This window comes from Microbacterium testaceum (assembly GCF_029761935.1).
Taxonomy (GTDB): Bacteria; Actinomycetota; Actinomycetes; order Actinomycetales; family Microbacteriaceae; genus Microbacterium; species Microbacterium testaceum_A.
The window spans coordinates 3067697-3094508 of the sequence record NZ_CP121699.1 but is presented as its reverse complement, the minus strand read 5'-3'; the positions used below and the strand labels follow the sequence as shown (position 1 = coordinate 3094508).

Annotated in this window: 18 protein-coding genes and 1 other RNA gene; 4 read left to right on the top strand and 15 right to left on the bottom strand. The window is 71.2% G+C overall.

The window, feature by feature from the left end; translation table 11 throughout:
- The 8 genes from QBE02_RS14815 to QBE02_RS14780 all read right to left on the bottom strand — a co-directional run bounded on the left by QBE02_RS14815 (window position 1) and on the right by QBE02_RS14780 (window position 12412).
- Complete coding sequence (locus QBE02_RS14815; protein ID WP_279366411.1) at window positions 1-540, bottom strand: hypothetical protein; 540 nt, start codon at window positions 538-540, stop codon at window positions 1-3.
- A gap of 275 nt (window positions 541-815) precedes the next feature.
- Window positions 816-1409, bottom strand: coding sequence for a recombination mediator RecR (recR, locus tag QBE02_RS14810; RefSeq protein WP_056229546.1), 594 nt, complete (start codon window positions 1407-1409; stop codon window positions 816-818).
- On the bottom strand, window positions 1409-4387 hold the full coding sequence (locus QBE02_RS14805) for a DNA polymerase III subunit gamma and tau (RefSeq protein WP_279366410.1): 2979 nt from the start codon (window positions 4385-4387) through the stop codon (window positions 1409-1411). The genes recR and QBE02_RS14805 overlap by 1 nt, the downstream gene beginning before the upstream one ends.
- A gap of 310 nt (window positions 4388-4697) precedes the next feature.
- Window positions 4698-7235 (bottom strand): glycoside hydrolase family 65 protein, encoded by a 2538-nt coding sequence (locus tag QBE02_RS14800; RefSeq protein WP_279366408.1) that lies wholly within the window; start codon window positions 7233-7235, stop codon window positions 4698-4700.
- 122 nt (window positions 7236-7357) lie between these two features.
- A complete protein-coding gene (locus tag QBE02_RS14795) occupies window positions 7358-8092 on the bottom strand; it encodes an HAD family hydrolase (RefSeq protein WP_279366407.1) in 735 nt (244 codons plus the stop codon).
- A gap of 126 nt (window positions 8093-8218) precedes the next feature.
- Complete coding sequence (locus QBE02_RS14790; RefSeq protein WP_279366405.1) at window positions 8219-9451, bottom strand: acetate/propionate family kinase; 1233 nt, start codon at window positions 9449-9451, stop codon at window positions 8219-8221.
- Window positions 9448-11592: a phosphate acetyltransferase gene (gene pta / locus QBE02_RS14785; protein ID WP_279366404.1), complete on the bottom strand. Its 2145-nt coding sequence runs from the start codon at window positions 11590-11592 to the stop codon at window positions 9448-9450. Before pta ends, QBE02_RS14790 begins: the two co-directional genes overlap by 4 nt.
- 58 nt (window positions 11593-11650) lie before the next feature.
- A complete protein-coding gene (locus QBE02_RS14780; protein WP_279366403.1) occupies window positions 11651-12412 on the bottom strand; it encodes a DeoR/GlpR family DNA-binding transcription regulator in 762 nt (253 codons plus the stop codon).
- 41 nt (window positions 12413-12453) lie between these two features.
- On the opposite strand from QBE02_RS14780, the gene QBE02_RS14775 reads away from it, so the two are divergent.
- On the top strand, window positions 12454-13122 hold the full coding sequence (locus QBE02_RS14775; protein ID WP_279366401.1) for an NUDIX domain-containing protein: 669 nt from the start codon (window positions 12454-12456) through the stop codon (window positions 13120-13122).
- A gap of 38 nt (window positions 13123-13160) precedes the next feature.
- On the opposite strand, the gene ffs is transcribed toward QBE02_RS14775, so the two are convergent.
- From ffs to QBE02_RS14740, 7 genes are all read right to left on the bottom strand, one after another.
- An RNA gene (gene ffs / locus QBE02_RS14770) (signal recognition particle sRNA small type) lies at window positions 13161-13257 on the bottom strand.
- Between the two features lie 101 nt (window positions 13258-13358).
- Window positions 13359-16385 (bottom strand): alpha-mannosidase, encoded by a 3027-nt coding sequence (locus QBE02_RS14765; protein ID WP_279366399.1) that lies wholly within the window; start codon window positions 16383-16385, stop codon window positions 13359-13361.
- A gap of 29 nt (window positions 16386-16414) precedes the next feature.
- Window positions 16415-17326 (bottom strand): carbohydrate ABC transporter permease, encoded by a 912-nt coding sequence (locus QBE02_RS14760; RefSeq protein WP_279366397.1) that lies wholly within the window; start codon window positions 17324-17326, stop codon window positions 16415-16417.
- Window positions 17323-18255, bottom strand: a complete 933-nt coding sequence (locus QBE02_RS14755) for a carbohydrate ABC transporter permease (protein ID WP_056229602.1) — start codon at window positions 18253-18255, stop codon at window positions 17323-17325. Before QBE02_RS14755 ends, QBE02_RS14760 begins: the two co-directional genes overlap by 4 nt.
- 2 nt (window positions 18256-18257) lie before the next feature.
- Window positions 18258-19616, bottom strand: a complete 1359-nt coding sequence (locus tag QBE02_RS14750) for an extracellular solute-binding protein (RefSeq protein ID WP_279366396.1) — start codon at window positions 19614-19616, stop codon at window positions 18258-18260.
- Window positions 19617-19753: 137 nt separating this feature from the next.
- Entirely contained in the window at window positions 19754-20959 is a 1206-nt protein-coding gene (locus QBE02_RS14745; RefSeq protein ID WP_144785767.1) for an ROK family transcriptional regulator, read from the bottom strand.
- A gap of 89 nt (window positions 20960-21048) precedes the next feature.
- Window positions 21049-21981, bottom strand: coding sequence for an ROK family protein (locus QBE02_RS14740; protein WP_279366393.1), 933 nt, complete (start codon window positions 21979-21981; stop codon window positions 21049-21051).
- A 168-nt stretch (window positions 21982-22149) separates the two neighbouring features.
- Between QBE02_RS14740 and QBE02_RS14735 the strand changes: the two genes are divergently transcribed.
- Genes QBE02_RS14735 through QBE02_RS14725 form a run of 3 tightly spaced genes read left to right on the top strand, consistent with a single transcriptional unit; the run spans window position 22150 to window position 26763 of the window.
- A complete protein-coding gene (locus tag QBE02_RS14735; protein WP_279366391.1) occupies window positions 22150-23202 on the top strand; it encodes an AAA family ATPase in 1053 nt (350 codons plus the stop codon).
- Window positions 23199-24455, top strand: coding sequence for a DUF58 domain-containing protein (locus QBE02_RS14730; RefSeq protein ID WP_279366390.1), 1257 nt, complete (start codon window positions 23199-23201; stop codon window positions 24453-24455). The genes QBE02_RS14735 and QBE02_RS14730 overlap by 4 nt, the downstream gene beginning before the upstream one ends.
- The gene (locus QBE02_RS14725) at window positions 24442-26763 is read left to right on the top strand and encodes a DUF3488 and transglutaminase-like domain-containing protein (protein WP_279366389.1); all 2322 of its coding nucleotides are present in this window, start codon (window positions 24442-24444) and stop codon (window positions 26761-26763) included. Before QBE02_RS14730 ends, QBE02_RS14725 begins: the two co-directional genes overlap by 14 nt.
- The last annotated feature ends 49 nt before the right edge of the window (window positions 26764-26812 follow it).

Below are 26812 nucleotides of genomic sequence, written 5' to 3'. Positions count from 1 at the left end.
TCACGCGGGCTGCGCCGACACGCGCGAGCGTCGACCGGACGCGCTTCCGATGCTGACGCCTTCGCTCACATCGGCGCAGCGGAACACCGCGACGGCCGCGCGGCCGGCCGCCGACGCCTCGCCGGCGGACTCGTACCAGCGCGCGGCGGTCGCGATCGGCCGATCGCCGCGGCGCAGCACCCACGCGTGCTTGGTCGCCACGGGGCCGCGGACCGTCGACACCTGCATCTGGTCCGCGCGAGACTGTTCGACCCGGGCCGCGTCGACCGCGACGGCCGGGGAGGCGAACACCGTCGCGCAGCGGGCGAGCTCGCGGTTGTTCGTCGCGAGGAGCCGCCAGACCCCGAAGACCCCAATCGGGGCGAGAGCACCCGCGGCCGTGGGGCTCTCCATGAGGGCGAGTTGAGATGCCGCCAGCTCGGGGAGGAGGTACGAACGGAAGAGCAACCACGCGCTCAGGCGCGGGTCGCGCACCGAACGGAAAGTATCGAAGATCACGCGTCCGCGGCGCGCGCGTGATTCGGAGAGCGATTCGCTCACGGAAGGCCCCTGTCTGACGGACCTCTGCGTCGGGGCTTCGGGTCCCCCACGCTGTTCCGCAGAGAAGAACGTCCTCCGCCCGCATGGCCGTGGCGCGAGCAGAGGGTGAACGAGCGGTTCACCACCCCGCAACGATTCGTCGCGAACTCATAAGCACAGTTCACCAGCCGGTTCACCCGCCGTGGTGTCGTGCCGAGGGAGGTCGCGCGCAGACGGGCGCCCGAGGGGCGTCACGATGCACGCGCGCCGAGGACGTGCGTGCCACGGCGGTCGGCTCAGAGCGTGCGACGGCCCTCGAAGGCGCGACCGAGGGTCACTTCGTCGGCGTATTCGAGGTCGCCGCCGACGGGGAGACCGGATGCCAACCTCGTCACGCGGATCTCGAGGGTGTGCAGCAACCGGCTGAGGTAGGTCGCCGTCGCCTCGCCCTCGAGGTTGGGGTTGGTGGCGAGGATGACTTCTTGCACCGTGCCGTCGGCGAGGCGCTGCATGAGCTGGGTGACGCGCAGGTCGTCGGGGCCGATGCCCGCGATGGGGCTGATGGCGCCGCCGAGCACGTGGTACAGACCGCGGAACTCACGGGTGCGCTCGATGGCGGCGACGTCCTTGGCGTCTTCGACGACGCAGATGAGCGTCGCGTTGCGGCGGGGGTCGCGACAGATCGAGCAGCGATCCTGCTCGGAGACGTTGCCGCAGATCTCGCAGAACTTCACCTTGTCGCGGATCTCGCCGAGGAGCGTCGACAGGCGCGATACGTCGAAGGAGGGCGACTGGAGGATGTGGAACGCGATCCGCTGCGCCGACTTCGGGCCAATACCGGGGAGGCGTCCGAACTCGTCGATCAGGTCTTGGACGATGCCGTCGTACATCAGGTGAACCTCGTCGGGGGCTCGTAGGGTTCGTCGCGCACGTAGGTGGCGCCGAGCATCTGGCGGACCACGGCCTCACCGTACCGCTGGACTCCCCCGCTGAGCGGCGCCATCCGCGGGACGACCACGGGCGGGATGGGCGCCTCGACCTCGTCGACCGGGGGGATGACGTCGTCGTCGTCGACCTCGTCGGGGGCGGGCACCGAGGGGGTGACCTCGCGCGGCGGCAGGACGGCGCCCTCGTGCACCGCCGCAGGTGCGACGGCCGTGGCTTCATCGGGCTCGTCGTCCACCGCGAGCGCCGTAGACGGTGCCACGGGAGCCCGGAGGGCGGTCGGCGCGGAACCGTCGGATGCGGGAATCGGGGCGACGGCCCATTCCGTGACCGACGACGAGTACGGCGCGGAGGTCTGCGAGCCACGGGGACCGGACGCCGGGGCTCCAGAGGTGGGACTGTGCGTGGGCGCCGAGCCCGCCGGACCACGAGACGGCCCGCCGGGACCGGGGCCACCGGGCCCGCCCGAACCGTCCTGCTCGAGGCGCGCGAGGTATTTGACCCGGATGCCGAGGACGGCCTGGATGGCCTGGCGGAGGTCTTCGCTCGGACCACCCTCGGGAGTGCGCGTCTTGAAGGCCGTGAGGTCGCTGGCCGTGCGGAACGCCAGCGTGAGCACGTCGCCCTCGAACGCGGCGACCGCGGCGGTGGAGACGACGAGCCACGACGACCGGCTGGCGACCCCGAGCTGACCGAGCACTTCGGGCCACGCGTCGCGCACGTGGCCGAGCTCGATCGGACCGACCGGGGTGGCCGGCGGCGTGGGCGCGGTCGGTTCGAGAGGAGACGCGTCGTCGGCGGGAGGGGCGTCAGCGCTGGCGGCGTCGGCGGCCGGAGCCTCGGCGGGCGGGCCGTCGGCGCTCGGGGCCTCGACCGGCGAAGCATCAGCCGTCGGGCTGCCTACGGCCGACGCGACGGGCGGCGAGGACGCGGAAGACGGTGCATCGTCGGGAGACGACGCGCCCACCCCGGACTCCGCTGCGGTCGACGCCGACGTGGAGTCGGCGTCGCGCTCTGCGGCGGCGGTCTCGGGAGTGGGAGCCGTGTCGAAAGGATGGGCCTCGTCGGAGGAGACCGCGCGGGCACGACCAGCCGCGGAGGAACCGGTTCGCGCGGGAACAGCCGCCCCCGGCATCGACCCGCGGTCGGGCTGCTCCTGCCCCCGGCGATCTACGGCAGCGGCGGGCGCGGACATCGGCTCGTCGTCGTCGAACGGCGGAGGAGCGTCGTCGTCGGTGAACGGCGGCGGGGCGTCGTCATCGCTCGGCAGGGGCTCGGCGGACGTGTCGGGTCGGCCGGGAGCAGCGTCTCTCGAGGGCGCGACGGCGGCCGACACCGCTTCGGACGAGGCCGAGTCCGGCGACGCCGCCGCGGCGGGGGCGACGGAGGGGGATGCCACCTCGGGCGCCGCGGTCCGCCCCGGAGACGCCACGGTCGGCGATGCGACGGCGGCGGAACCCGAGCGAGGCGAAACGGCGGGGGAGGCGACCGTCGGCGACGCGATACCCGGGGACGCCACACCCGGCGAGGCGACACTCGGCGAGGCAACACCCGGGGACGACACACCCGGCGAAGCGACACCGGGGGATGCCACCGGCGCGGACGCCGCGCCCGGCGCCGCGATCCCCGGCGAAGCGAACCGAGAACCACCCGGGCTCGCGACCGCGGGGGCCGCCGGAGCCGCACCCGGGGTGGCGATGTCAGCGGAGGGCGATGCCGGACGCCCCGTGGCCGGGGCGGGGGCGGACGCTCCGCCGCGTGCCGCCTCGAGGTCGTGCGCCATGGCGGGCGATGTGCCCTGGGCGACCCCGGCGTGGGTGAGCACGCGCGCAACGAGAAGCTCGAGCTGCAATCGCGGGGACGTGGCCCCGGTCATCTCGTCGAGAGCCGCGACGACCAGGTCGGCCGTGCGCGAGAGGCGCGCGGCGCCGAAGGCTGTCGCCTGGCGCGACATGCGCTCGAGCTCGTCATCGGGCACCCCGCGCAGCACCGCCGAGGCGCCGGCACCGGTGGCGGCCACGACGATCAGGTCGCGAAGCCGCTCGAGCAGGTCATCGACGAAACGACGCGGATCTTGACCGGTCTGAACGACCCGGTCGACGGCGGCGAAAGCTCCTCCGCCGTCATTCGCGGCGAAGGCGTCGACGACCTCGTCGAGCAGCTCGGAGTGCGTGTAGCCGAGCAGAGCGACCGCGCGCTCGTAGCGCACCAGCACGTGCCCCTCGGCGTCGGCGTCGCTGCCGGCGATGAGCTGGTCGAGCAACGAGAGAGTGTCGCGCGGCGACCCTCCGCCAGCGCGGACGACGAGGGGCAGCACGCCGGCTTCGACGCCCACGCCCTCGGTCTCGCAGAGCTCTTGGACGTACTCGAGCATCGCGGCCGGCGGCACGAGTCGGAACGGGTAGTGGTGCGTACGCGAGCGAATGGTGCCGAGCACCTTCTCGGGCTCGGTCGTGGCGAAGATGAACTTCACGTGCGCGGGCGGCTCTTCGACCAGCTTGAGCAGGGCGTTGAAGCCCTGCTGCGTGACCATGTGCGCCTCGTCGAGGATGAAGATCTTGAAGCGATCGCGCGCCGGGGCGAAGATCGCGCGCTCGCGCAGGTCGCGGGCGTCGTCGACGCCGTTGTGGCTCGCCGCGTCGATCTCGACCACGTCGAGCGAGCCGCCGCCGCCGCGCCCCAGCTCGACGCAGCTGTCGCACGTTCCGCACGGGGTGTCGGTGGGGCCGGCTGCGCAGTTGAGGCAGCGGGCGAGGATGCGTGCCGACGTGGTCTTTCCGCAGCCGCGCGGACCGGAGAACAAGTACGCGTGACCCACGCGGTCGCTGCGCAGGGCGGTCATGAGCGGCTCGGTCACCTGCGACTGCCCGATCATCTCGCCGAACGCCTCGGGGCGGTAGCGGCGGTACAGGGCTGTGGTCACTCCCCCAGCCTACGGCGTACCTCCGACATCGCCTCCGCGGCCGCTCCCCCCGCGGCTCACCCTCCGCGTGGGGGGTGTATCGAGCACCGGATGCCGGATCCCCACGCCGCTCGGCGCTCGACCGACCCGCCCGCCGTCACCGGAGCAGGAAACGACCTCGGAACAGGCCGGTTCTTCTCTCGCTGCCCTGTTCTCGTCGCATCCGCCTGTTCTCATGCCATCCGCCGCGCCCCCGAAGCCGGCGCCGCACCGCTCCCCCGAAACGCCGAACGCGGCGACACCCCGGAGGATGCCGCCGCGTCACGGAGACTCAGAAGCCGCCGTCGAGTCCGACCGCGATCGGGCCGGTGTCGTCGCCGACGATCGGGATCGCCGTGGTGACGATCGGGACCGACGCCGACAGCAGCGTGCCGTCCTCGCGCACCGATCCCTCGAGCTGCCGGATCGACGGGCGTCCCGGACGCACCGGACCCTGACCGTGCAGCGCAACGCGCACCGTCTCGCCCGGGCTGACGGTGTAGTCCACTCCGCGCACCGCGAAGGTGACCGCTTCGCCCTCTCCCCCGGCGCGCAGAGTCAGCGCCGACGCGGTGAGGGTGATGTCGAGGCGCGTGCCGTGCCAGTGCAGCACGTACGACAGCTCGGGCCAGTCGGCGGGCAGACGCGGGTCGAAGGTGAGCAGACCGAAGTGGTCGCGCATGCCGCCGAAACCGCTCACGAGGGCCGTCCAGACGCCACCGGCCGAGGCGACGTGCACCCCGTCCGAGGCGTTGTGGTGCAGGTCGCCGAGGTCGACGAACGCCGCCTGACGGAAGTACTCCAGCGCGAGGTCCTGGTAGCCCACCTCGGCCGCGAGGATCGACTGCACGACCGCCGACAGCGTCGAATCGCCCGTGGTCAGCGGGTCGTAGTACTCGAAGTCGGCGAGCTTCTCGGCATCCGTGAAGTGGTTTCCCTGCAGGAACAACGCGAGCACCACATCGGCCTGCTTGAGCACCTGGTACCGGTAGATCACCAGCGGGTGGAAGTGCAGCAGCAGCGGGCGCTGATCGGGCGGGGTGTTCTCGAGATCCCAGATCTCGCGCTCGAGGAAGACGGCGTCCTGAGGATGGATGCCGAGGGCCTCGCTGAACGGGATGTGCATGGCCTCGGCGGCTTTGTCCCAGCGCTCGGGCTCGGAGGGGTCGAGGTTCATGCGGTCGGCCATCTGGGCGTACGACTCGGGGCTGTTCTCGGCGAGATCGCGCACGGTGCGCGCCGCGAAGCGCAGGTTGAAACGCGCCATGACGTTCGTGAAGAGGTTGTCGTTCACGACCGTTGTGTACTCGTCGGGCCCGGTGACGCCGTGGATGTGGAACGAGTCGTGCTCGCCCTCGTCGGCCGCGTCGCTCGAACGCCAGAACCCGAGCGTCGACCACAGGCGCGCGGTGTCGACGGCGATGTCCACGCCCTCGCGGGCGAGGAACTCCTCGTCTCCCGTCGCGCGGACGTACTTGGCCAGCGCGAAGGCGACGTCGGCGTTGATGTGGTACTGCGCGGTGCCGGCGGCGTAGTACGCGGAGGCCTCTTCGCCGTTGATGGTGCGCCAGGGGAACAGCGCCCCGGCCTCGTTGAGCTGGTGCGCGCGCTTGCGCGCGGCGGGGAGCATGAGGTAGCGCATCCGCAGCGCGTTGCGGGCCCAGAGCGGCGACGTGTACGCCAGGAACGGCAGGACGTAGACCTCGGTGTCCCAGAAGTAGTGGCCGCTGTAGCCGGATCCGGTGACGCCCTTGGCGGGAACGCCCTGTCCGTCGGCGCGCGCCGCGGCCTGCGCGAGCTGGAACAGGCACCAGCGGGTGGCCTGCTGCAGGTCGCCGTGACCGCCGATGCGCACGTCGGAGCGGTCCCAGAAATCGGCGTACCAGGCGATCTGCTTCTCGACGAGCTTGTCGACGCCCGTCTCGACCGCGCGGTCGAGCGTGCGACGGCAGCGGTCGAGGAGCTCACCCGTGGGGACACCCCGCGAGGTGTGGTAGCTCACGAGCTTCGTGATCGTGGTCGGAACGCCGGCCCGGGCGTGCACGCGATAGACGTTCTTGGCGATGTCGGGCTCGATGAGCTGACGCGAGGTGTACTCGTTCTCGGTCTCGACGAGGTGGTCGGCGATGACCGCGAGGGTCATGTTCGACTCGCTGACCTCGTAGCTGAGCGCCGATCGGTTGCCGTCCTGCCAATACTCGCGCGGCTGCAGCACGCGGTCGCTGAGCTTCTCGGTCTTCCGCGGGTCGAAACCGGACTGCTTGGATGCCATCGGCGAGCCGCCGTAGATGCCCTCGCCGTCCTGCCGGTTCAACAGCTGGCTGCTGACGGTGACGGGAGCGTCGGCGTCGAGCACCGTGACGGTCAAGCGGAGCACCGCGAGGTGCTTCTCGTCGAAGGACACGAAGCGTTCGTCCTCGATGCGGACGCGCTTGCCCGAGGGGGTGACCCACAGGATGTTGCGGCGCAGGATCCCCTGGCGCATATCGAGCACGCGCTCGTACTCGCGGACGTCGGCGACATCGAGCGAGAGCGGCTCGTCGTCGACGTAGACGCGCATGACCTTGGCATCCGGAGCGTTGATGATCGTCTGCCCGACCTCGGCGAAGCCGTAGGCCTGCTCGGCGTGACGGATGGGGAACGTCTCGTGGAAGCCGTTGATGAACGTGCCCTGCTCGAGGGCGAACCGCCCCTCGATCGGGTTGCCGCGCAGGCCGAGGTAGCCGTTGCCGACGGCGAAGAGGGTCTCGGTGACCCCCACGTCGTCGATCGAGTACTCGGTCTCGACGAGGCGCCATTCGTCGACGGGGAAGCGATCGCGATCGATCATCGGGGGCGTGCCTTCCGGTGGCAGGGTCGAACGTCGACGCGAGACGGCGGGGGGCCGCTCGCGCGGGTGGTGCGCGGTGTCGCCGTGCGGGACGGCGCGGGGGTGTCGCGGGTGGCGACGGCTCAGTCTACGAACGCGGCGAGGTCGTCGACGACCACGGTGGCCCCGGCGGAGCGGAGGTCATCGGCTCCGACGCCCCGGTCGACCCCCACGACGACGCCGTAGCCGGCGGCGACGGCGGATTGCACGCCGCTCAGCGCGTCTTCGACGGCCACGGACCGCGCGGGGTCGACCCCGAGCAGCCGAGCCGCTTCGGCGAAGACATCGGGGGCGGGCTTCGACGAGAGGTGATCGCGCTCGGCGATGACACCGTCCATCACGACGGGGAAGCGATCGCGGATGCCCGCGGCTTCGAGGACCTCGACGGCGTTCTTCGAGCTCGAGACCACTGCGATGGGGGTCCCCGCCGCCTGGAGCACGTCGAGGAGCGCGACCGACCCGGGGTAGGGGGCGATCCCCTCGCGACGGAGGATCTCGGAGAAGACGACATTCTTTCGGTTGCCGACCCCGCACACGGTGTCTTCGGACGGATCGTCGGAGGGGTCGCCCCACGGCACCTCGACGTCGCGGCTGCGCAGCAGACTCGCGACCCCGTCGTACCGCTTCTTGCCGTCGACGTACTCGAAGTAGTCGCGATCGGTGTAGGCCGGCTCGATCTTCCACGCCGCGAAGAGCTCGTCGAACATGGTCTTCCAGGCCCTCATGTGCACCTCGGCCGTGGGCGTGAGCACGCCGTCGAGATCGAAGAGCACACCCTCGAACGCGATGAGGTCAGGCAGGTCGGGGCTGTCGGTCACGGCGGGCTCCAGGTCGGGATGCGGTGCGTGGGCGGCGGGGCGCGGCGCTCTCAGGGTAGCGGGCGGGGCCCCACCGGCGCGGGTCGTGGCGTCGGTTCATTCAACCCGGTAGAGGGTCGGTGGGGGTCAGCTCGCGACGGACAGCGTCTGACGTGCGATCTCGAGCTCCTCATCGGTGGGCACGACGAGCACCTCGACGCGCGAGGCGTCGGTGGAGATGCGCCGGATGCCGCGACCGCGCGTCGCGTTGCGCTCGGCGTCGATCTCGACCCCGGCGAATCCGAGGGTCGCCATGGCCTCGGCCCGCACGGCGGCGGCGTTCTCGCCCACGCCCGCGGTGAACGAGATCACGTCGACCCCGTTCAACTGCGCGAGGTAGGCGCCCGCGTACGCGCGCAGGCGGTGGATGTAGACGTCGAAGGCGAGGCGCGCCGCGGGGTCCCCCGCCTCGCGTCGCTGCTGGATGTCGCGCATGTCGGACACCCCCGCGATGCCGAGCAGGCCCGAGCGCTTGTTGAGGAGCGTGTCGAGGTCGGCGGTCGACATGTCGGCGCGACGCGCCAACTGCAGCAGCACCGCGGGGTCGAGGTCGCCCGAGCGCGTGCCCATGACGAGGCCCTCGAGCGGGGTGAGACCCATCGACGTGTCGACCGATCGGCCGCCCTCGATCGCGGCGACCGAGGCCCCGTTGCCGAGGTGGAACACGATCTGCTTCAGCTCGGCGAGCGGGCGACCCACGAAGGCGGCCGCGGCCTCGCTGACGAACTTGTGGCTGGTGCCATGGAAGCCGTACCGACGGATGCGGTGGGCCTCGGCGACCTCGCGGTCGATGGCGTAGGTGTACGCCTCGGGTGCGAGCGACTGGTGGAAGGCCGTGTCGAACACGGCCACGTGCGGCACGTCGGGGAACGCCTTCTTCGCCGCGACGATCCCGGCGAGGTTCGCGGGGTTGTGGAGGGGTGCCAGCACGGAGAGCTCGTCGATGTTGATCTCGACGAGGGGGGTCACCACGGTGGGCGCGAAGAAGCGCGCACCTCCGTGCACGACGCGGTGCCCGACCGCGACCGGGGCGTGCTCGTCCAGCGAAGGCCCGTGCGCGGCGAAGGCGTCGAGCATGACGGCGAAGCCCGCGGTGTGATCGGGGATCTCGCGCTCGATCGTGTACGTGGCATCCGTCACCGTGGGTGCCGGAACGTCGGGGGCGGCGAGGGCGGCCGCCGTGAGCGTGTGGGTCGCAACGCCCGTGCCCTCGCCGATGCGCTCGACGAGACCGGATGCCAGCACGCGCTCGTGCGCCATGTCGAGCAACTGGTACTTGAACGACGACGAACCGCTGTTGACGACGAGGACGACGCTCACTGGGTGCCCCCCTGGGCCTGGATCGCCGTGATGGCGATGGTGTTGACGATGTCGTCGACGAGGGCGCCGCGCGAGAGGTCGTTGATGGGTTTGTTCAGGCCCTGCAGCACGGGGCCGATGGCCACCGCGCCGGCCGAGCGCTGCACGGCCTTGTAGGTGTTGTTGCCCGTGTTGAGGTCGGGGAAGACGAACACCGTCGCCCGACCGGCGACCTCGGAGTCGGGCATCTTGGCCCGCGCGACGGCGGCGTCTGCCGCGGCGTCGTACTGGATGGGCCCCTCGACGAGCAGTTCGGGCGCACGCTCGCGCACCAGGGCGGTCGCGGTGCGGACCTTCTCGACGTCTGCTCCGGTGCCCGACTCGCCCGTAGAGTACGACAGCATGGCCACGCGCGGCGCGATGCCGAACTGCTCGGCCGTGGCCGCCGACGACACCGCGATGTCGGCAAGCTGTTCACTCGTGGGGTCGGGGATGACGGCGCAGTCGCCGTAGACGAGCACGCGATCGGCGAGGGCCATGAGGAACACGCTCGAGACGACCGAGACGCCCGGGGCGGTCTTGATGATCTCGAAGGCGGGGCGGATCGTGTGCGCCGTGGTGTGCGCGGCCCCCGAGACCATGCCGTCGGCGAGGCCCAGGTGCACCATGAGCGTGCCGAAGTACGACACGTCGGTCACGGTGTCGGCGGCCTGGGCGTAGGTGACGCCCTTATGGGCGCGGAGCCGCGCGTACTCGGTGGCGAACTTGTCGACGTGCACGGCGTCGAAGGGGCTGAGCACCTCGGCGTCGCGGATGTCGATGCCGAGCTCGATCGCGCGCCCGCGCACCTCGATCGGTTCGCCGAGGATCGTGAGGTCGGCGATGCCGCGCGAGAGCACGGTGGCGGCGGCGCGCAGGACGCGGTCGTCGCCTCCCTCGGGCAGCACGATGCGGCGCTTGTCGCTGCGGGCGCGGTCGACGAGGCCGTACTCGAACATGAGCGGGGTGACGACGCTCGGGCGGGCGACGCCCAGCTCGCGCGTGAGCAGCTCGGTGTCGACGTGGCGCTCGAAGAGCGCGAGCGCGGTGTCGTACCGGTGCTGCGAGTCGGCGGCGAGGCGACCGCGCGTGTTCATGATGCGCACCGCGGTGTCGTAGGTGCCGAGGTCGGTCGCGATGATCGGCAGGGGCGAGCCGAGGCCGTCGATCAGGCGCACGATCGCGTCGGGTAGCTCGAACCCGCCGTTGAGCACGATGCCCGCGAGCGAGGGGAACGTGCCCGAGGCGTTGGCCAGCAGGGCGGCGATGAGCACCTCGCTGCGGTCGGCCGGGATGACCACGACCGCCGACTCCTTGAGTCGCGGCAGCACGTTGACCATCGACATGCCGGCGACGACGACATCGAGGACCTCGCGGGTCAACAGAGCCGGGTCGCCCTTGATGAGCTCGCCCTCGACCGAGCGCAGCACGCCGCGCACCGAAGGGGCGATGAGGAAGCGGTCTTCGGGGAGGGCCCACACGGGCACGCTGCGACGGTCGGCCGGAGCCCCGACCGGAAGCGCGTCGACGACCTGACGCACGGATGCCGTGATCTCGTCGAGGTGGTCGGGATCGGCGCGGTTGGCGATCACGGCGAAGAGCGCGGCCCGCTCGTGCTGCAGCTCGGAGACGGCGAGCGAGGCGATCTGCCCGACCTCGTTCGGGGTGCGCGCGACCGACATGCCCAGCGTCTCGCTATGACCCTGCTGCGCGCGACCGCCGAGCACGAGCAGCACGGGGGCGCCGAGGTTCGCCGCGATGCGGGCGTTGTAGGCGAGCTCTGCGGGGCTGCCGACGTCGGTGTAATCGCTACCGATGATGACGACCGCGTCGCACTGAGCCTCGACGGCCTTGTAGCGCTCGACGATGCGGGCCAGCGCGGCATCGGCGTCGTCGCGCACGTCGTCGTAGGTCACCCCCACGCAGTCGTCGTAGGCGAGGTCGACGCTGTCGTGGTCGAGCAGCATCTCGAGCACGTAGTCGCGTTCGGCGGTGGAGCGCGCGATGGGCCGGAACACCCCCGCGCGCGGGGTGACACGGCTGAGGGCGTCGAGCACGCCCAGAGCCACGGAGGACTTGCCCGAATGACCTTCGGCCGACGTGATGTAGATGCTCTGCGTCACGGAGCCAGCCTATTGCGGGCCTCCGACACCGCCGCGGGGTTGCTTCGGCGTCGAGTGATCAGGAGCGGTGCGCGGACAGGATGCGCGCACCGGCCGAGCGGAGGTCCCCGGCGAGCGCCGCGTCGGGGTCGAGGTCGGCGATGATCCCGGAAACCCCGTCGAGCGGGAGGATTCCGAAGCGCGACGCCGTCCCGAGCTTCTCTTCGCTCGCGAGGACGAACGTCTCGGCCGCGCGGACCGCGAGCGCGCGCTTCATGGCCGCCTCCTCGGCATCCCCCGTCGACAGTCCCGTTTCGGGGTGAACCCCCGTCACACCCAGGAAGAAGAGGTCGGCGCTGACGCTCTGCGCTGCTTCCATCGCCGCGGCTCCGCAGGCGACCGCCGAATGCTTGAAGAGGCGCCCACCGAGGACGATGACCTCGGCGTCGTGATCGAGGAGCGCGGCGGCGATCGTCGGCGAGTGCGTGATGATCGTGCCGCCGAAGGAGCGTGGCATCAGGTCGACCATCGCCAGGGTCGTCGTGCCCCCGTCGAGCAGGACGGTGCAGCCGGGCTCGATGAGGGCGACCGCGGCGGCGGCCACGCGCTCTTTGCTCCCCCGAGCGACCTCGCGACGGGCGGAGTAGTCGGCGACGGCCGGCGACGCCGGGAGCGCCCCGCCGTAGACGCGGACCGCGAGGCCCGCGGCATCCAATTCTCGAAGATCTCGGCGAATGCTGTCTTCGGAGAGTCCCCACTCGACGGCGATGTCCTTCACGACGAGACGCCCGTCGCGCCGGAGCCGGTCGAGCAGAGCGTGTCTGCGGGCGGCGGCGAGCATGGTTCACATTGTTGCACGTTTCTGCACTATCGTTCCGAATCATGAACGACGCTCGCCCCGGCACCACCGTCCCCGATCACCGCGGTCGCAGCGGGCTGCACCTCACGGGTCTCGCCCTCGACCGCAACCCGCGGGTGGAGGTCACCGACGTCGACCTCCTCGCGGCCGGCTGGCACGTGCTGCGGGCGACGACGTTCCGCTACCGCGGAGACGACGGCGAATGGACGACCCTCACGCGCGAGACCTACGACCGCGGCAACGGGGCGACGATCCTGCTCTACGACCCCGACCGGCGCACCGTTCTGCTCACCCGGCAGTTCCGCTACCCCGCCTACGTCAACGACCACCGCGACGGCATGCTCATCGAGACCGCCGCAGGCCTGCTCGACGACGACGATCCGATCACCGCGATCCGCCGCGAGGCCGAGGAGGAGACGCGGGTGCGGGTCGACGAGGTGCAGCACGTGTTCGACGTCTACATGAGCCCGGGATCGGTCACCGAACGCCTGCACTTCTTCGCCGCGGCCTACGACGGCGCCCAGCGCGAGGGCGATCGCGGGGGCCTTGCCGAGGAGGACGAAGAGATCGAGATCGTCGAGTACGACATCGACGTCGCGCTGGCGAAGATCCGCGACGGATCGATCCAGGATGCCAAGACCATCATGCTGCTGCAGTGGGCGGTGCTCGACGGGCCCTTCGCACGGAACTGAGGCACGGCATCCGAGATCGGGCTCCGGTTTCCGGGCAAAGAAAAGACCCTCCGCGCACCCGGTAGAGCCTGGTTACCCTTGCTACGTTTCCGTCCTGGGGGAGTTGGCCGGGATACCGCCACGCGGAGAGCCGTGTACAGCCTACCCGACCGGAGGAGCACCCCCCACCCGCGCTCATCGCACGCACGACGAAGCGGCCGAGATGCATCGCACCCCGGCCGCCTGTTCGCCGAAGGTCAGCGCGACAGACGCAGCGTCACCAGGTGGAACGGGCGCAGCTCCAGATCCACGACCCCGCCCTGCACGGCGGTCACCGCCGCGGCCTCCAGGTCGCGCTCCAGGAGATCGGTCTCGCTCACGCGGGCGACGTCGAAGCCGGCCTCGAGCCGGGCCTGCGTGCGTTCCCCCAGCGCTTCGTAGAGACGTACGACGACGTCTCCCGACCCGTCCTGCGCGAGCTTGACGGCCTCGACGACGACACCGGGGGCATCGATTGACACCAGGGGCGCCACGCTCTCGCGCGCGGCATCCGTCACGACCCGCAGGGGAAGGTTCGTGCGGTAACCCTCCGCGACAGCGTCGAGCACGTCGGCCCCCACGACGATGCCCACCTCGAGGTGATGCGCGCCCTGGTCCTGCCCGGGGTCGGGGAAGATCGCCGAGCGGATGAGAGAGAGGCGCACGAGCGAGAAAGTGCCCCCGCCGTCCCGCTCGTGACGGGTGATGTCGTGTCCGTAGGTCGAATCGTTGGTCACGGCGACACCGAAGTCCGGTTCGGCGACGCGCACCCAGCGGTGCGCGGCGGTCTCGAAGCGGGCGGCGTCCCACGAGGTGTTCGTGTGCGTCGGGCGCGTGATGTGACCGAACTGGATCTCGGATGCTGCGCGGTCGGTGTGGACGTCCACGGGGATGCCGAGCTTGAGCAGCTTCTGCTGTTCGTGCCAGTCGATGTCGAGCGAGAGACGCACCGTGCGGGAGCCCGCGGCGAGCGCGATGCGCTCCACGATCGTCGAGTCGCCGACCGTACGCTCCACGACGACCGCGTCACCGTCGGCGCGCACCGCGTCGGCGCCGTCGAGGGCGGTGGCGTGCCGGCGGTAGGTCTCGTCGATGTCCCACGCGTCCCACTGCGTGGGGGTGTCGCGGAAGATCTCGAACAGCCCCGCGACCTGGCCCGCGGGAACGACCTCGCGGCCGGTCACCACGTCGACGAGCGAGATGAGCAGCCCCCGGGCATCGATCACGGCGTGGATGATGCCGTTGTCGAGCACGAATCCGTCACCCTCGGCGCGCGGGGTCACGTCGCGAAGGCTCGGCGCCGCTGCGATGCCCAGGGCCGGGGAGCCCGCTCGGGAATGAGGCGTGGCGTTGGCGAGCAGGGTACGGTCGCCCTCGCCGACGAGCGCCCGCAGGCTGTCGGCGATGATCTGCTCGAGCTCGGTCGAGATGGCCGCGTAGTTGCGCTCGGCGTCGCGGTGCACCCAGGCGATCGAGGTGCCGGGCAGGATGTCGTGGAACTGCTGCAGCAGCACCAGGCGCCACAGGCGCTGGAACGCCTCGGCGGGGTATTCCGCCCCGGTGCGGACGGTCGCGGTGGCCGCCCACAGCTCCGCCTCGCGCAGCAGGTGCTCGCTGCGGCGGTTGCCCTGCTTGGTGCGCAGCTGGCTGGTGTAGGTGCCGCGGTGGAACTCGAGGTACAGCTCCCCCGCCCACACGGCCGGGTCGGCGTACTCGGCCTCGGCCGTCTCGAAGAACTCCCGCGGGGTCGAGTGCTTCACGATCGGGGCGCCCTCCAGCGAGCCCGTGCGCGCGATCGTCGCGGTCATCTCGCGGGTGGGGCCGCCGCCGCCGTCGCCGAAGCCGTAGGGAAGGAGCGAGGTGCGCGCCCGGCCCTTGTCGGCGAAATTGCGCTCGGCGTGCGCGAGGTCGGCCGCCGTGACCTCGGAGTTGTACTTGTCCACCGGCGGGAAGTGGGTGAAGATGCGCGACCCGTCGATTCCCTCCCACCGGAAGGTGTGGTGCGGGATGCGGTTCGTCTCGTTCCACGAGATCTTCTGCGTGAGGAACCAGCGGGCTCCCGCGGCCTTCATGATCTGCGGCAGGGCGCCGCTGTATCCGAAGGAGTCGGGCAGCCACACCTCTTCGGTGTCGATGCCGAACTCCTCGAGGAAGAAGGTCTTGCCCTCCAAGAACTGGCGGGCCATCGCCTCGCCGCCGACCATGTTGGTGTCGGACTCGACCCACATGCCGCCCACCGGCACGAAGCGTCCCTCGGCGACGCGCGCCTTGAGTCGCTCCCACAGCGCCGGGTAATGCTCCTTCATCCACGCGAACTGCTGCGCCGACGAACTGGCGAAGACGAACTCGGGGTCTTCGTCCATCAGCGAGAGCACGTTGCTGAAGGTGCGCGACACCTTGCGGGCGGTCTCGCGCACCGGCCAGAGCCACGCCGAGTCGATGTGGGCGTGGCCCACCGCGTGAAGGACATGGGCGCTGGATGCCGCGGGCGCGGCGAGCAGCGGAGCGAGCACGTCACGACCGGCCTGTGCGGTCCCGGCGACGTCGTGGGGATCGACCGCGTCGATCGCGGCATCCATCCCCTCGAGGAGGGTCGCGCGGCGCGCCGAGGTCGCGTCGAGCTCGGCCAGCAGACCGTGGAGCAGGCGAAAGTCCTGCAGGAGTTCCCACACCGCGATATCGCGGAGTCCGATCGACATCTCGCGCAAGACGTAGAGGGGGGCGTCGCCCGCCGTCGCGGGGTCGCCGACCGGGGTCGGCTCGAACGTGAAGAGGCTCCCCACGTCGGGGTTCGACGCGGCCTCGACGAGGACGTCGATCCGACCGTCGGCGTCGATCGCGGCGGCGGTGGCGTTGTTGAACGGCGAGATGCCCTTGATCGGGGCCCCGTCGCGGTTCCAGATCAGCGCTTCGCACTGGAAACCGCTCTGCCCGGCCGTGAACCCGAGGTCGACGACGAACTCGGCGACGGTGCCCGCGGGAAGGACTCCCGAGTCGTCGCGCCACGCGGCGGGGATCTCCCCCGACACGGCGAACCAGGTCGTCCCCCACGCCCGGCCCCACGGCGTTCCGATCGCGAAGGGGCGGTATTCGGCATCCCGAGCCTCGTCGAAGGTGACCGGCTCGCCGGGGGCCTCCCACGCCGAGATCTCGAGGGGCTGACGGTCGCGGTAGACGGCGGGGGCGAGACGCTCGCGGACGAAGCGTTCGATACGCATCTCGATGAGCGCGGTGCGGTCGTGCATGAGGTGGGTTCCTTGTCTGGGGGGACGGGTCAGCCCTTGACCGCGCCGGCGAGAGCCGACGGGCCGCCGAGTCCGCGCTGCACGAGGACGTACAGGCCGAGCACCGGGAGGGAGTAGACGATCGAGTAGGCCGCGAGCTGGCCGTAGGCCACGGCTCCGAACGACCCGAAGAAGTTGAAGATGCTGACGGCGGCCGGCTGGTAGTCGGGGCTGAGCAGCAGCACGAAGGGGACGAAGAAGTTCCCCCACGCCTGGATGAAGGTGAAGATGAACACCACCGCGATGCCCGGGCGCATGAGGGGCAGCACGATCTGCACGAGCGTGCGCATCGACCCCGCCCCGTCCATCCAGGCCGCGTGCTCGAGCTCGACGGGCACGCCGTCCATGAAGTTCTTCATCATCCAGATCGCGATCGGCAGGGCGCTCGCGGTGAGGAAGAGGATCGTGCCGCCGATCGAGTCGATCAGGTTGAGCTGGACGAACAGGCTGTAGACGGGCACCATGATCGCCGTGATCGGAAGGCACGTGCCGAACAGCACCGCGTACAGGAAGGGCTTGCCGACGCGCATCTTGTACCGCGAGAGCGGGTAGGCCGCCAGCGAGGCGAGCACGACCGTGGCGATCGAGGTGCCCCCGGCCAGCAGCACGCTGTTCCACAGGGGCTGGAAAAGCAGGTCGGGCTTCATCACGGCCGCGAAGTTGTCGAGGGTGACGACCTCGGGCATCTTGATCGCCAGCGTGGGCTGCGCGTCGAGCGAGGCCGTCACGAGCCACACGAGCGGGACCACGAACAAGATGCCGACCACGATCAGCAGCGTGTTGGCGACGACGCGGAGGGTGCGCGTGTGCGGCGACGACAGCGACGCCTTCTTGCGCGCGGGAGCGCGGCGGGCCGATCGGACGCGCGCTCCGGTCACCTCGGGGAGGGTGGCGGTGGTCATGACGAGACCTCCTCGCGCAGAGCGCGGACGTAGAAGAACGAGAAGATCGCGCCGATGAGCAGCATGATCGTGGCGATCGCGGTGCCGTAGCCGAGCTCGCCGAACTTGAGACCCTGCTGGTAGGCGAGGATCGGCAGCGTCGTGCTCTTGGTGCCGGGGCCACCGCCGGTCATGACGAAGATCAGCGTGAAGACCGACAGGGTCTGCAGCGTCACGATCATCGAGTTCGTGCCGATGGTCGAGCGAATCATGGGGATGGTGATGAGGAAGAGGCGCTTGATGCCGCTCGCCCCGTCTACCTCGGCCGCCTCGGTGATCTCGGGCGGCACGTCGGCGAGGGCCGCCGAGTAGACCATCATCGAGAACGCCGTCCCGCGCCAGATGTTGGCGAAGATGACCATGAGCACCGGCATCGTGAAGAGCCAGCTGACGGGGTCGAGACCGAAGAAGCCGAGGATCACGTTCAGGGTTCCGTTGTCGCGGAAGAACGCGTACGCGGCGAAGGCCGCGACGATCTCGGGCAGAACCCACGCGGTGACGACGATCGTGCCGACGACCGCGGTGACGACGCGGTTGCCCGAGCGCATCATGAGAGCCAGGGCCAGCCCCAGGATGTTCTGACCGATCACGGCCGAGAAGAACACGAACACGATCGTGTTGACGACCGCCACGGGGAAGTCGGGGGCCTTGAAGAGCTGGGTGTAGTTGTCGAGGCCGATGAACTGGCTCGCGACGGCGGTCGAGCCCGACAGGGTCGCATTGGTGAGCGAGCCCCACAGCGACACAAGGATCGGTCCGAGCAGGAACACCGCGAGCAACAGCGCTGCGGGAAGGAGCGGGAGCGCCCGGGCCGAGGACCGGAGGCCGCGCGTGGTGGCGCGCGACCTCCGGTCGGTTCCGGTCGCCCCGGTCTGAGCCAGGGCGGTCACGATCAGCCCTGCTGGGTGTTGTCTTCGCCGACGATGCCGATGACGGCCTGGTCGTAGGCTGCGGCGGCGTCGTCGACGCTGGACTGCCCGGTCATGACCGCTTCCATCGCGACCTGGATCTGGTTCGAGATCTTGTCGTAGTCCTCCGTCGCCGGGCGGAAGTGCGTCGTGTCGACGAAGCTCGAGAAGGTCTTGAAGCTCGGGTTCGCGTCGAGGTACTCGGTGGACTGCGCCACGTCGGCGCGGACGGCGATCTGGCTGTTGTTGATGTCGTAGGACGTGGCGTTGTCCTTGTTCACCGCGGTGGAGAGGAAGTCCCAGGCGGCGTCGGCGTTCTTGGTGTTCTTGCCGATGGCGAGCGTCCACCCGCCCGACATGCTCGTGGTGCCGGGCGCCTGGCCGTTCTGGGTGGGCATCGCGGCGATGCCGAGCGTGTCGCTCCACGCGGGCCACGGGGCGGTGCCGCCATCGACCCACGCTGCCGACTGCCACGAGCCGTCGAGGGCGATCGCGAGCTTGCCCTTCGGCAGCCAGTCGGCGGTCACGCTGGTGAAGATGTTGGGGTCGAGCGCCTGCTGGAGCGAGGGTCCGAGGCCGCCCTGGTAGACGTCGGAGACGAACGTCAGCGAGTCCTTGAAGCCTTGACTGCCGACGACCCACTTCTTCGAGGAGGTGTCGTAGAGGGTGTCCTCGGTGCCGTAGAGGAGCATTTCCAGCCCCTGCATGGATGCCGCTTCACCGGCCGTCTTGCCCGAGTACACGTTCATCGGGATGACGTCGGGATCGGCCGCCTTGACCTTCTCGGCCGCCGACAGCACGTCGGCCCAGGTCTTGGGCTGCCACGGGACGGAGATGCCCGCCTTGGCGAAGATCTCCTTGTTGTACCAGAGGCCGCGGGTGTCGGTTCCGAGCGAGACGCCGTAGGTCTTGCCGTCCGGGCCGAGGCCGGCCTGCTTGGCGCCGTCGGCGAACTGCGACCAGTCGCTCCACTTCGCGAGGTAGTCGTCGAGGGGCAGCAGGTACCCCGCCGCTGCGTCGGACTGGATCTTGAAGGTGTCTTCGTACTGGACGTCGGGGGCGGTGCTGGCCGACTTGTTCATCAGCGCGAGCTTCGTGTAGTAGTCGGCGCCCTCGGCCTGGATCGGCACGAGCTCGACGGTCATGCCGGGGTGCGCGGCCTCGTACTGCGACTTCGCGGTCTCCATCAGCGTCTGCATCTGGTTGAAGGTCGCGGTGGTCTGGTACGCGACGCGGATGGTCTTCGCGTCCCCGGCGTCTCCGCTGCCCGCGGAACAACCGGCCAGGGCCGCGGTCAGGGCGGTGGCGGTCAGAAGACCGGTCACCATCGTCAGTTTCTTCATGAAAGCTCCCTTGCTCGGGTGGAGACACCACGTCGCCAGAACCTTTTATAAATCAAATGGACTAACTCGGCAAGTCCGAACGGCGCAGTCCACGTAACGATCGGGAAACGCGCAGCTCCGCGCGCCAGGGGTCGGGCTCAGAGGGCGATCATCATGCGAGCCGGCCGCGCCGCGAAGGCGCCGTCGAGCATGAGGCAGGCGGCCCCCACGGCCGCGACGTCGGTTCCGACCCGCGAGCGACGCACGACGATCTCGCGCGTCGCGGTCGAGGCCGCGTCGACGGCGACGCGCTCGGCGACGACATCGCCCAGCACCCCCGCCAGGCGCTCCCACACGGGGCCACCGAGGACGACCTCGTCGACGTCGATCAGGTTGTTGGTCACGACCAGGGCGCGCGCGATCCGCTCCCCCGCCCGCCGCAGCACCGCGGCCGGCCCCTCCTCGCCCTCACGGGCGTCGCGCACGAGCCGGTCCAGGTCGGGGCGCGTGTCGCCGGCCGCCGCGGGAGCGTACCCGGCCTCGGCCAGCAGCACGCGCGGCTCGATCGACACCCCGAGGCACCCGCGAGCGCCGCACGCGCAGGGCGGACCATCGGGATCGACGATCACGTGGGCGATGCCACCGGCGTTGCCGGTGCGTCCGCGCACCGGAGCACCCGCGATCGCGAGTCCCACACCGACACCCGCGCCGTAGTACAGGAACATCGCGTCCCCGAGGGCGTCGGAGCGGTCGAACCACATCTCACCCACCATCGCGGCCGTCACGTCCTTCTCGACGATCACCGGCAAGCCCGTGACGGCGCCGAGATCTTCGCGCACGTTCACGTTGTGCCACTCCGGCAGCAGGGGCGGATCGAGAAGGCGACCGCCGCGCGCGTCGAAAGGCCCCGGGGCTGCCACACCGACCCCGAGGACGAGCTCGCGGGGGATGCCGGCGCGCTCGACGATCGCGTCGACAGCGGCACCCACGGCATCCACCAGTCCGGCGGGAGTCGACACCGCCGGGCGGGCGATCTCGTCGTGCGCGATGACCTCACCCGCCATGTCGACCACCACGACCGTGTCGACCACCGGGTCGAGGTGCACCCCGACCGCGAACCGCGAGCGCGGCTCGAGCTTGAGCAGCGTGCGGGGTTTGCCCGGACCCGAGATGACCTTGCCGGCCTCGACGATCAGCCCTTCGTCGGCCAGGCGACGGGTCACGTTGCTGAGCGTCTGGGCACTGAGACCCGTGCGCGCCGATAATTCGACCCGGCTGAGCCCCTCGGGCGAGCGGCGGATGTGATCCAGCACGAGAGCCTGGTTGTACTCCCCGACGGCGGGCAGGTTGGATCCCGTACGCATGACCCCTGCCCTCGTTCGCCGGTCCGCGGCGCGGGCCCTGGCCTCCAGATTACGCCCGCCCACCAGCGGGCCACCCCCTGCGGAATCCGTCAGGACTGCAGCGCCAACGCCGCCGCCCCGAGCAGCGGACCGTCCCCGTCGAGGCCCGAGCCGACGATGCGGCAGCGCCGCGCGTACGCGTGCAGCGAGGCGGCCTGAGCGGCCGCACGCACCTGGTCGACGTAGTCGGGCGCGACCTGCGAGAAGCCCCCGGCGATGGCCACGGCCTCGAGATCGCACAGGGTGGCCGCCGCGGCGATGGCCTGTCCCACCGCGGTCGCCGACCGGGTCACGGCGGCGATCGCGGCGGCATCCCCCTCCGCGTGGGAGGCGGCGAGATCGAGACCGGTCTCGCCCTGCCAGCCCTGCGTCTTCGCCCAGGCGACGGTGCCCGGCCCCGCGGCCACGGCTTCGAGGGTGGCCGCAACGACCTCGTCGCCCTCGATGGTGCGGACGAAGGTCTGTCCCAGATGACCCGCGTTGCCGCTGGCGCCGCTGACGGGGCGACCGCCCAGCACGAGGCCGCCGCCCACTCCCGTCGACACGACGATCGCCATCGCATCGTCGCAGCCGACCAGGGCACCGCGCCAGTGCTCGGCGAGGGCGATGCACGTGCCGTCGAGGGCGAGGTGGATCGGGCCGTCGACGAGTCCCGCGAGCACCTCGTCGATCGGCAGACCCGCCGCGAGGGGCAGATTGAGGGGCGACACCGACCGCGAGGGCAGGTCGACCGGGCCCGCGCTACCGACGCCGATCGCGGTCACCGTGACCCCGGGCACGGCGGCCAGCGCCGCGGCGGCGGCCTCGCGCACGTGGCGGGCGATCGTGTCGCGGTCGTTCTCGCGACCGGTGGGGCGTCGGGTGACGCTCGCGCGGACCACCTCGCCCGAGGCCGAGACCAGGGCCGCGTCGACCTTCGTTCCGCCGATGTCGACGGCGAGCACGTGGGGGTCGGCGGGAAGGGACGGGGTGGTGTGCGACATGCGCGGGCTCCTCGGGTGGACCAACGCTCCCCGATCCTAGGGGCGCTCCGCTCTCGCCGAGTGCCGCCTGTGCACCCGCGGTATTCCGACCCCCGCCGCCGCGACGCGGGTTACGATCGGGTCACGGCGGCGACGACGCGCCTCCGCCTCCGCGACACAAGGGATGCCATGGACGAGACGGTCACGCCCGAGGCGACCACGCGGCTGCGCCGCGCCGACACCGCCGGCGGCCCCGCCCGCCCCGGGGTCGACACCGCTCTCGACGCGGAGTCTTTCGCCCGCCTGACCGGGGAGATCCTGGCGTCCGTCTCGAAGGTGATCGACGGTAAGCCCGAGGCCGTCCGCAGCGCCCTGATCGCGTTGCTGGCCGAGGGGCACCTGCTCATCGAAGACGTCCCGGGCGTCGGCAAGACGATGCTCGCCCGGGCGCTCGCCGCCACGGTTGACGCCGACGTCCGTCGCATCCAGTTCACCCCCGATCTTCTGCCCGGCGACATCACCGGCGTGTCGGTGTTCAATCCGGTGCAGCGGCAGTTCGAGTTCACCCCCGGCGCGGTGTTCGCCCACATCGTCATCGCCGACGAGATCAACCGCTCCTCCCCCAAGACGCAGTCGTCGCTGCTCGAGGCCATGGAGGAACGCCAGGTCACCGTCGACGGTCGCACGCATGTCCTGCCCTCGCCGTTCCTCGTGGTGGCCACGCAGAACCCGTTCGAGATGGAGGGCACATACGTCCTCCCCGAGGCGCAGCGCGATCGCTTCCTGCTGCGGATCTCGATGGGATATCCGGATGCCGCGGCCGAGGCGCTCATGCTCCGTCAGCGCGACGCGGTGAACCCCCTCGACGGGTTGACACCGGTCGTGACCGCGCGCCAAGTGACCGCGATGATCTCCTGGGCCCGGGGCGTCCACGTGGCCCCCGCGCTCGAGGAGTACGTCGTCGCCCTCGCGCAGGCGACCCGCAGCCATCCCGACATCCGCCTGGGCGCGAGCCCCCGAGCGACCCTGCAGCTCGTTCGCGCCGCGAAGGTCCGCGCCGCTCTCGACGGCCGCGCCTACGTGATCCCCGACGACATCACCGCTCTGCTGTCGCCGGTGTTCGCCCATCGCCTGATCGCCAACCGGTCCGCCGCGGGCGGCCGCGCCGGAGCCGCGGTCGTCGCCGACGCCCTGGACCGGATCGCGACGAGCGTGCGCGTCCCTCTCGCCCCGCGGCCGTGAGCGCCGGCGTGAAGCGCCTGTGGCCCTTCACCCTCCGGGGCACGGGGGCGGTCCTCCTCGCCGTCGCGGGGTTCGTCATCGCGCAACGCGCCGGAATCCCGGAACTGATGTACTTCGCGACCCTGCTCGTCGCGCTCCTGGCGGTATCCGCCATCGCTCTGCTGCTGGCGCGCGGGACGGGGTCGGTGTCGCGCGTCGTGACTCCCGAGACCCCCGAGGTCGGGGGCTCGGCGACGGTCGTGGTCCGCGCGGGCCTCTCGAGCGCCCTCCCCACCGGTCCGGGCCGGTGGAGCGACACTCTTCCCGCGGGCCTGACCGGACGCGCCGAGGGGGCCTCGGCTCCCCTCGGCTCCACGTTGGCGGGCGGTGCCGGCACGGTCGAGGTGCGCTACGACGTGGTCGGTGCGTCGCGCGGCATCCATTCGATCGGTCCGCTCGAGGTGACCATGACCGACCCGTTCGGTCTGGTGCGTCGGCGACTCGCCGTCGGCCGCATGACCGCGGTGACGGTGGCCCCGGCGATCGTGGATCTCACGCCCCTGCCCTCCGCCTCGGGTGAGGCCGGCGGCACGCGACAGACCGCGGCGCTGCAGCTCGGCCAGGGCGCCGACAACCTCGTCGCGCGCCCCTACGCTCCGGGCGATTCGATGCGGCGCATCCACTGGCGGGCGACCGCGCATCGGGACACCCTCATGGTGCGTCAGGAGGAGCAGGAATCCTCTCCCGCCGCCACCGTCGTCATCGACCGTGCGCTCTCGCGGTGGTCGCCGCAGGCCGCGCACGCCCCCGGGAGCGCCCCCGCGTTCGAGACGGCAGTGACCGCGTGCGTGTCGGCCATCGCCCATCTCGTGCACGAGGGCTACACGGTCGACGTCCTCGACAGCGACGGCACGCTCCTCACCGACCCCGTCGAGGGCGGGGACGACGTCGAGGCGCGAGCAGCCGCCGCCGGGTTCGCGAGCCTGCGCGCCCGCGCCGACGACCCCTCCCCCCGCGTCGTGCCGGCGACCGTGTCCGCCCTGCTCGGTCCGGTCGTGGTGATCACCGGAAGCCTGTCGCCCGAGGACCGCGCGACGCTGGGCGCGGCGGGCCTGCACTCGGCTCTTCCCGTCCTGGTCGTCGTCGCCGAGCACGCGGACCTCGACGCCCTCCAGCTCGCCGGCTGGCGCGCGACGCACCTGCCCCCCGCCGGGGACGTGGCCCTGGCGTGGGACGACGCGATGGAACAGGGGTACGCCCGTGTCGGCCGCTGATCTGACCGTGCTGCGCTCCCCCCGTCGGCGCCGCGACGCCACCCTGCTGACCGTCGGCCTGTTCGCCGCGATCGCCGCGGCGATGCTGCCGGTCTTCTCGGTCATCGCCCCGGGCGCGTGGGTCGCGGGGGCGGTCCTCGTGGCCGGGGGCACTCTCGGCGCGGGGCTGATCGTGCGCCTCTCGCGCCTGCCCGCGGTGCTCGCCAGCGTGGCCGAGCTCGTCGTCTGGATCGTCCTGCTCACGGCGATCTTCGGGCGCACGACGGCGATTCTGCTGGTGATCCCCACTCCGTCGACCTTCGCGGCGGTCCCGGGTCTGATCGCTCAGGCCTCGGCCGAGATCCGCGACGGCGTCGCCCCCGTGCCCCCGGACGAGGGCCTGGCGTTCCTGCTGGTCGCGGCGATCGGCGCGCTCGCGATCGTGCTCGACCACGTCGTCCTGACGGCCCGGATGCCGTTGCTCGCCGGGGTCGGATTGGTCGCCGTCTCGCTCATCCCGACGATCGCGATCCCCTCCGACGTCGACATCGCGAGCTTCGTGCTGCTGGCGGCGGCACTGTTGTTCCTACTGCGGATCGATACGCGCGCGCGAACCGCGGCCCCGCCCCGACGCGACGGACGCTCGCCCGATCCGTCGCCCCGCCGCCTGTTCGGGGTGTCGGCGACGGCCCTCGGCGTCGCGGCGGTGGCCGTGATCGTCGCCGTGGTGGCCACTCCCCTGCTGCCCCAACCGGGCCTGCGGTTCGCCAGCGGCGGCACGGGCGGGCTGGGGACCACCATCAACCCCAACCTCGAACTCGGAAACGACCTGCGCCAGCCCCGCGACGTCGAGGTGCTCACGGTCCGCACCACGGGTCCGACGGCCCCGTACCTGCGCGCGGTGACGCTCTCGCGCTTCGACGGCGCCGTGTGGCAGCCCGACAGCTTCGACACCGTCGCGGTCCCCCCGAGCGGCGCCGTGTTCGACCGGGTCGGCGTCGACGGCGATATCACCCTCGCCGACTGGACGACGACGGTCACCGTCGATCAGCTCGACAGCCCGTGGCTGCCGGTGCCCTATCCGGCCTCGACGGTCACGGGCCTCAACGGCGACTGGCTGGGCATGCCGCAGAACCGCACGGTCGTCACGCGCGCGGGGTCGACGCGAGAGCAGGTCTACGAGGTGCAGGCGAACGTTCCGCGCCCCACCCTCGAGCAGATCCGTTCTAAGACGGCGGGCGGCACGGATCTCGATCCCGCCCTGACCGCTCTTCCCGCCGACGTGCCGGCCGTCATCGGCGACACCGCCCGCGAGGTCACCGCCAACGCTCAGACGCCATACGACAAGCTCGTGACACTGCAGAACTGGTTCCGCAGCAGTCAGTTCCGCTACTCCCTCGACGCCCCGGTCGACGCCGGCTTCGACGGGGCGGGCCTCGACGCGGTGGCGCAGTTCCTGCAGGTGCGCGCCGGATACTGCGTGCACTACGCCTCGGCCTTCGCGGTCATGGCGCGAACCCTCGGCATCCCGGCGCGCATCGTCATCGGATATCTCCCCGGCACCGCCTCGAGCATCCCCCAGCAGGGCGGCACGGAATACACGGTCACCTCGAGCCAGCTGCACTCATGGCCCGAGGTGTACTTCGAGGGCATCGGGTGGGTGCCGTTCGAGCCGACGAACAGCCTCGGCGTTCCGACGAACTTCGCCTCGGGCTCTGCGGGCGGCAACAACACGGCCCCGAACACCCCGAGCCAGGATGCCGAGACCCCGGCCGACCAGCCGTCGACGGCCCCCTCGACGGCGGCCGAGAACGACCCCGGGGCGCAGACCACCGGCGGCGGCTCCGTGACCGCGCGTCAGAGCACGGCGTGGGTCGCCCCGGTCCTCGGAGTCCTCGCGCTGCTGCTGCTCGCCGGGGTCCCGGCCGCGGCCCGGATGGTGCTGCGTCGTCGACGCCTCGCCGCCACGCGCGCGGGCGACCCGGTGGCGGCGTGGACGGCGATGAGGGAGGACGCGGTGGATCTCGGCATCCCGGTCTCGTCCGCTCTGTCTCCGCGCGCCTTCGCGGCACTGCTCGTCGAGGAGCAGGGCGCGCCGACCGACGACGTCGATCTGCTGCGTGACGCGGTCGAACGGGTGAGCTACGCGGGCGACAGTCTCGACCCCGCTCAGGGCCCCGCCCTCGTCTCCGCCGTCGCGGGCGTGCGCGCGGCTCTCGACGCGAGAGCGACGCCGCTGCGGCGGGTGCTCGCGCGGGCGTACCCTCGCTCGCTCGTCGTGCGGCCCGGGGCCGTCGGCGCGGCCGGGCGCGAGAGCGTGTCGCGGTAGTCGCCGCGTGACATGCGAAGAGCGCCACCCTCTCGGGTGACGCTCTTCA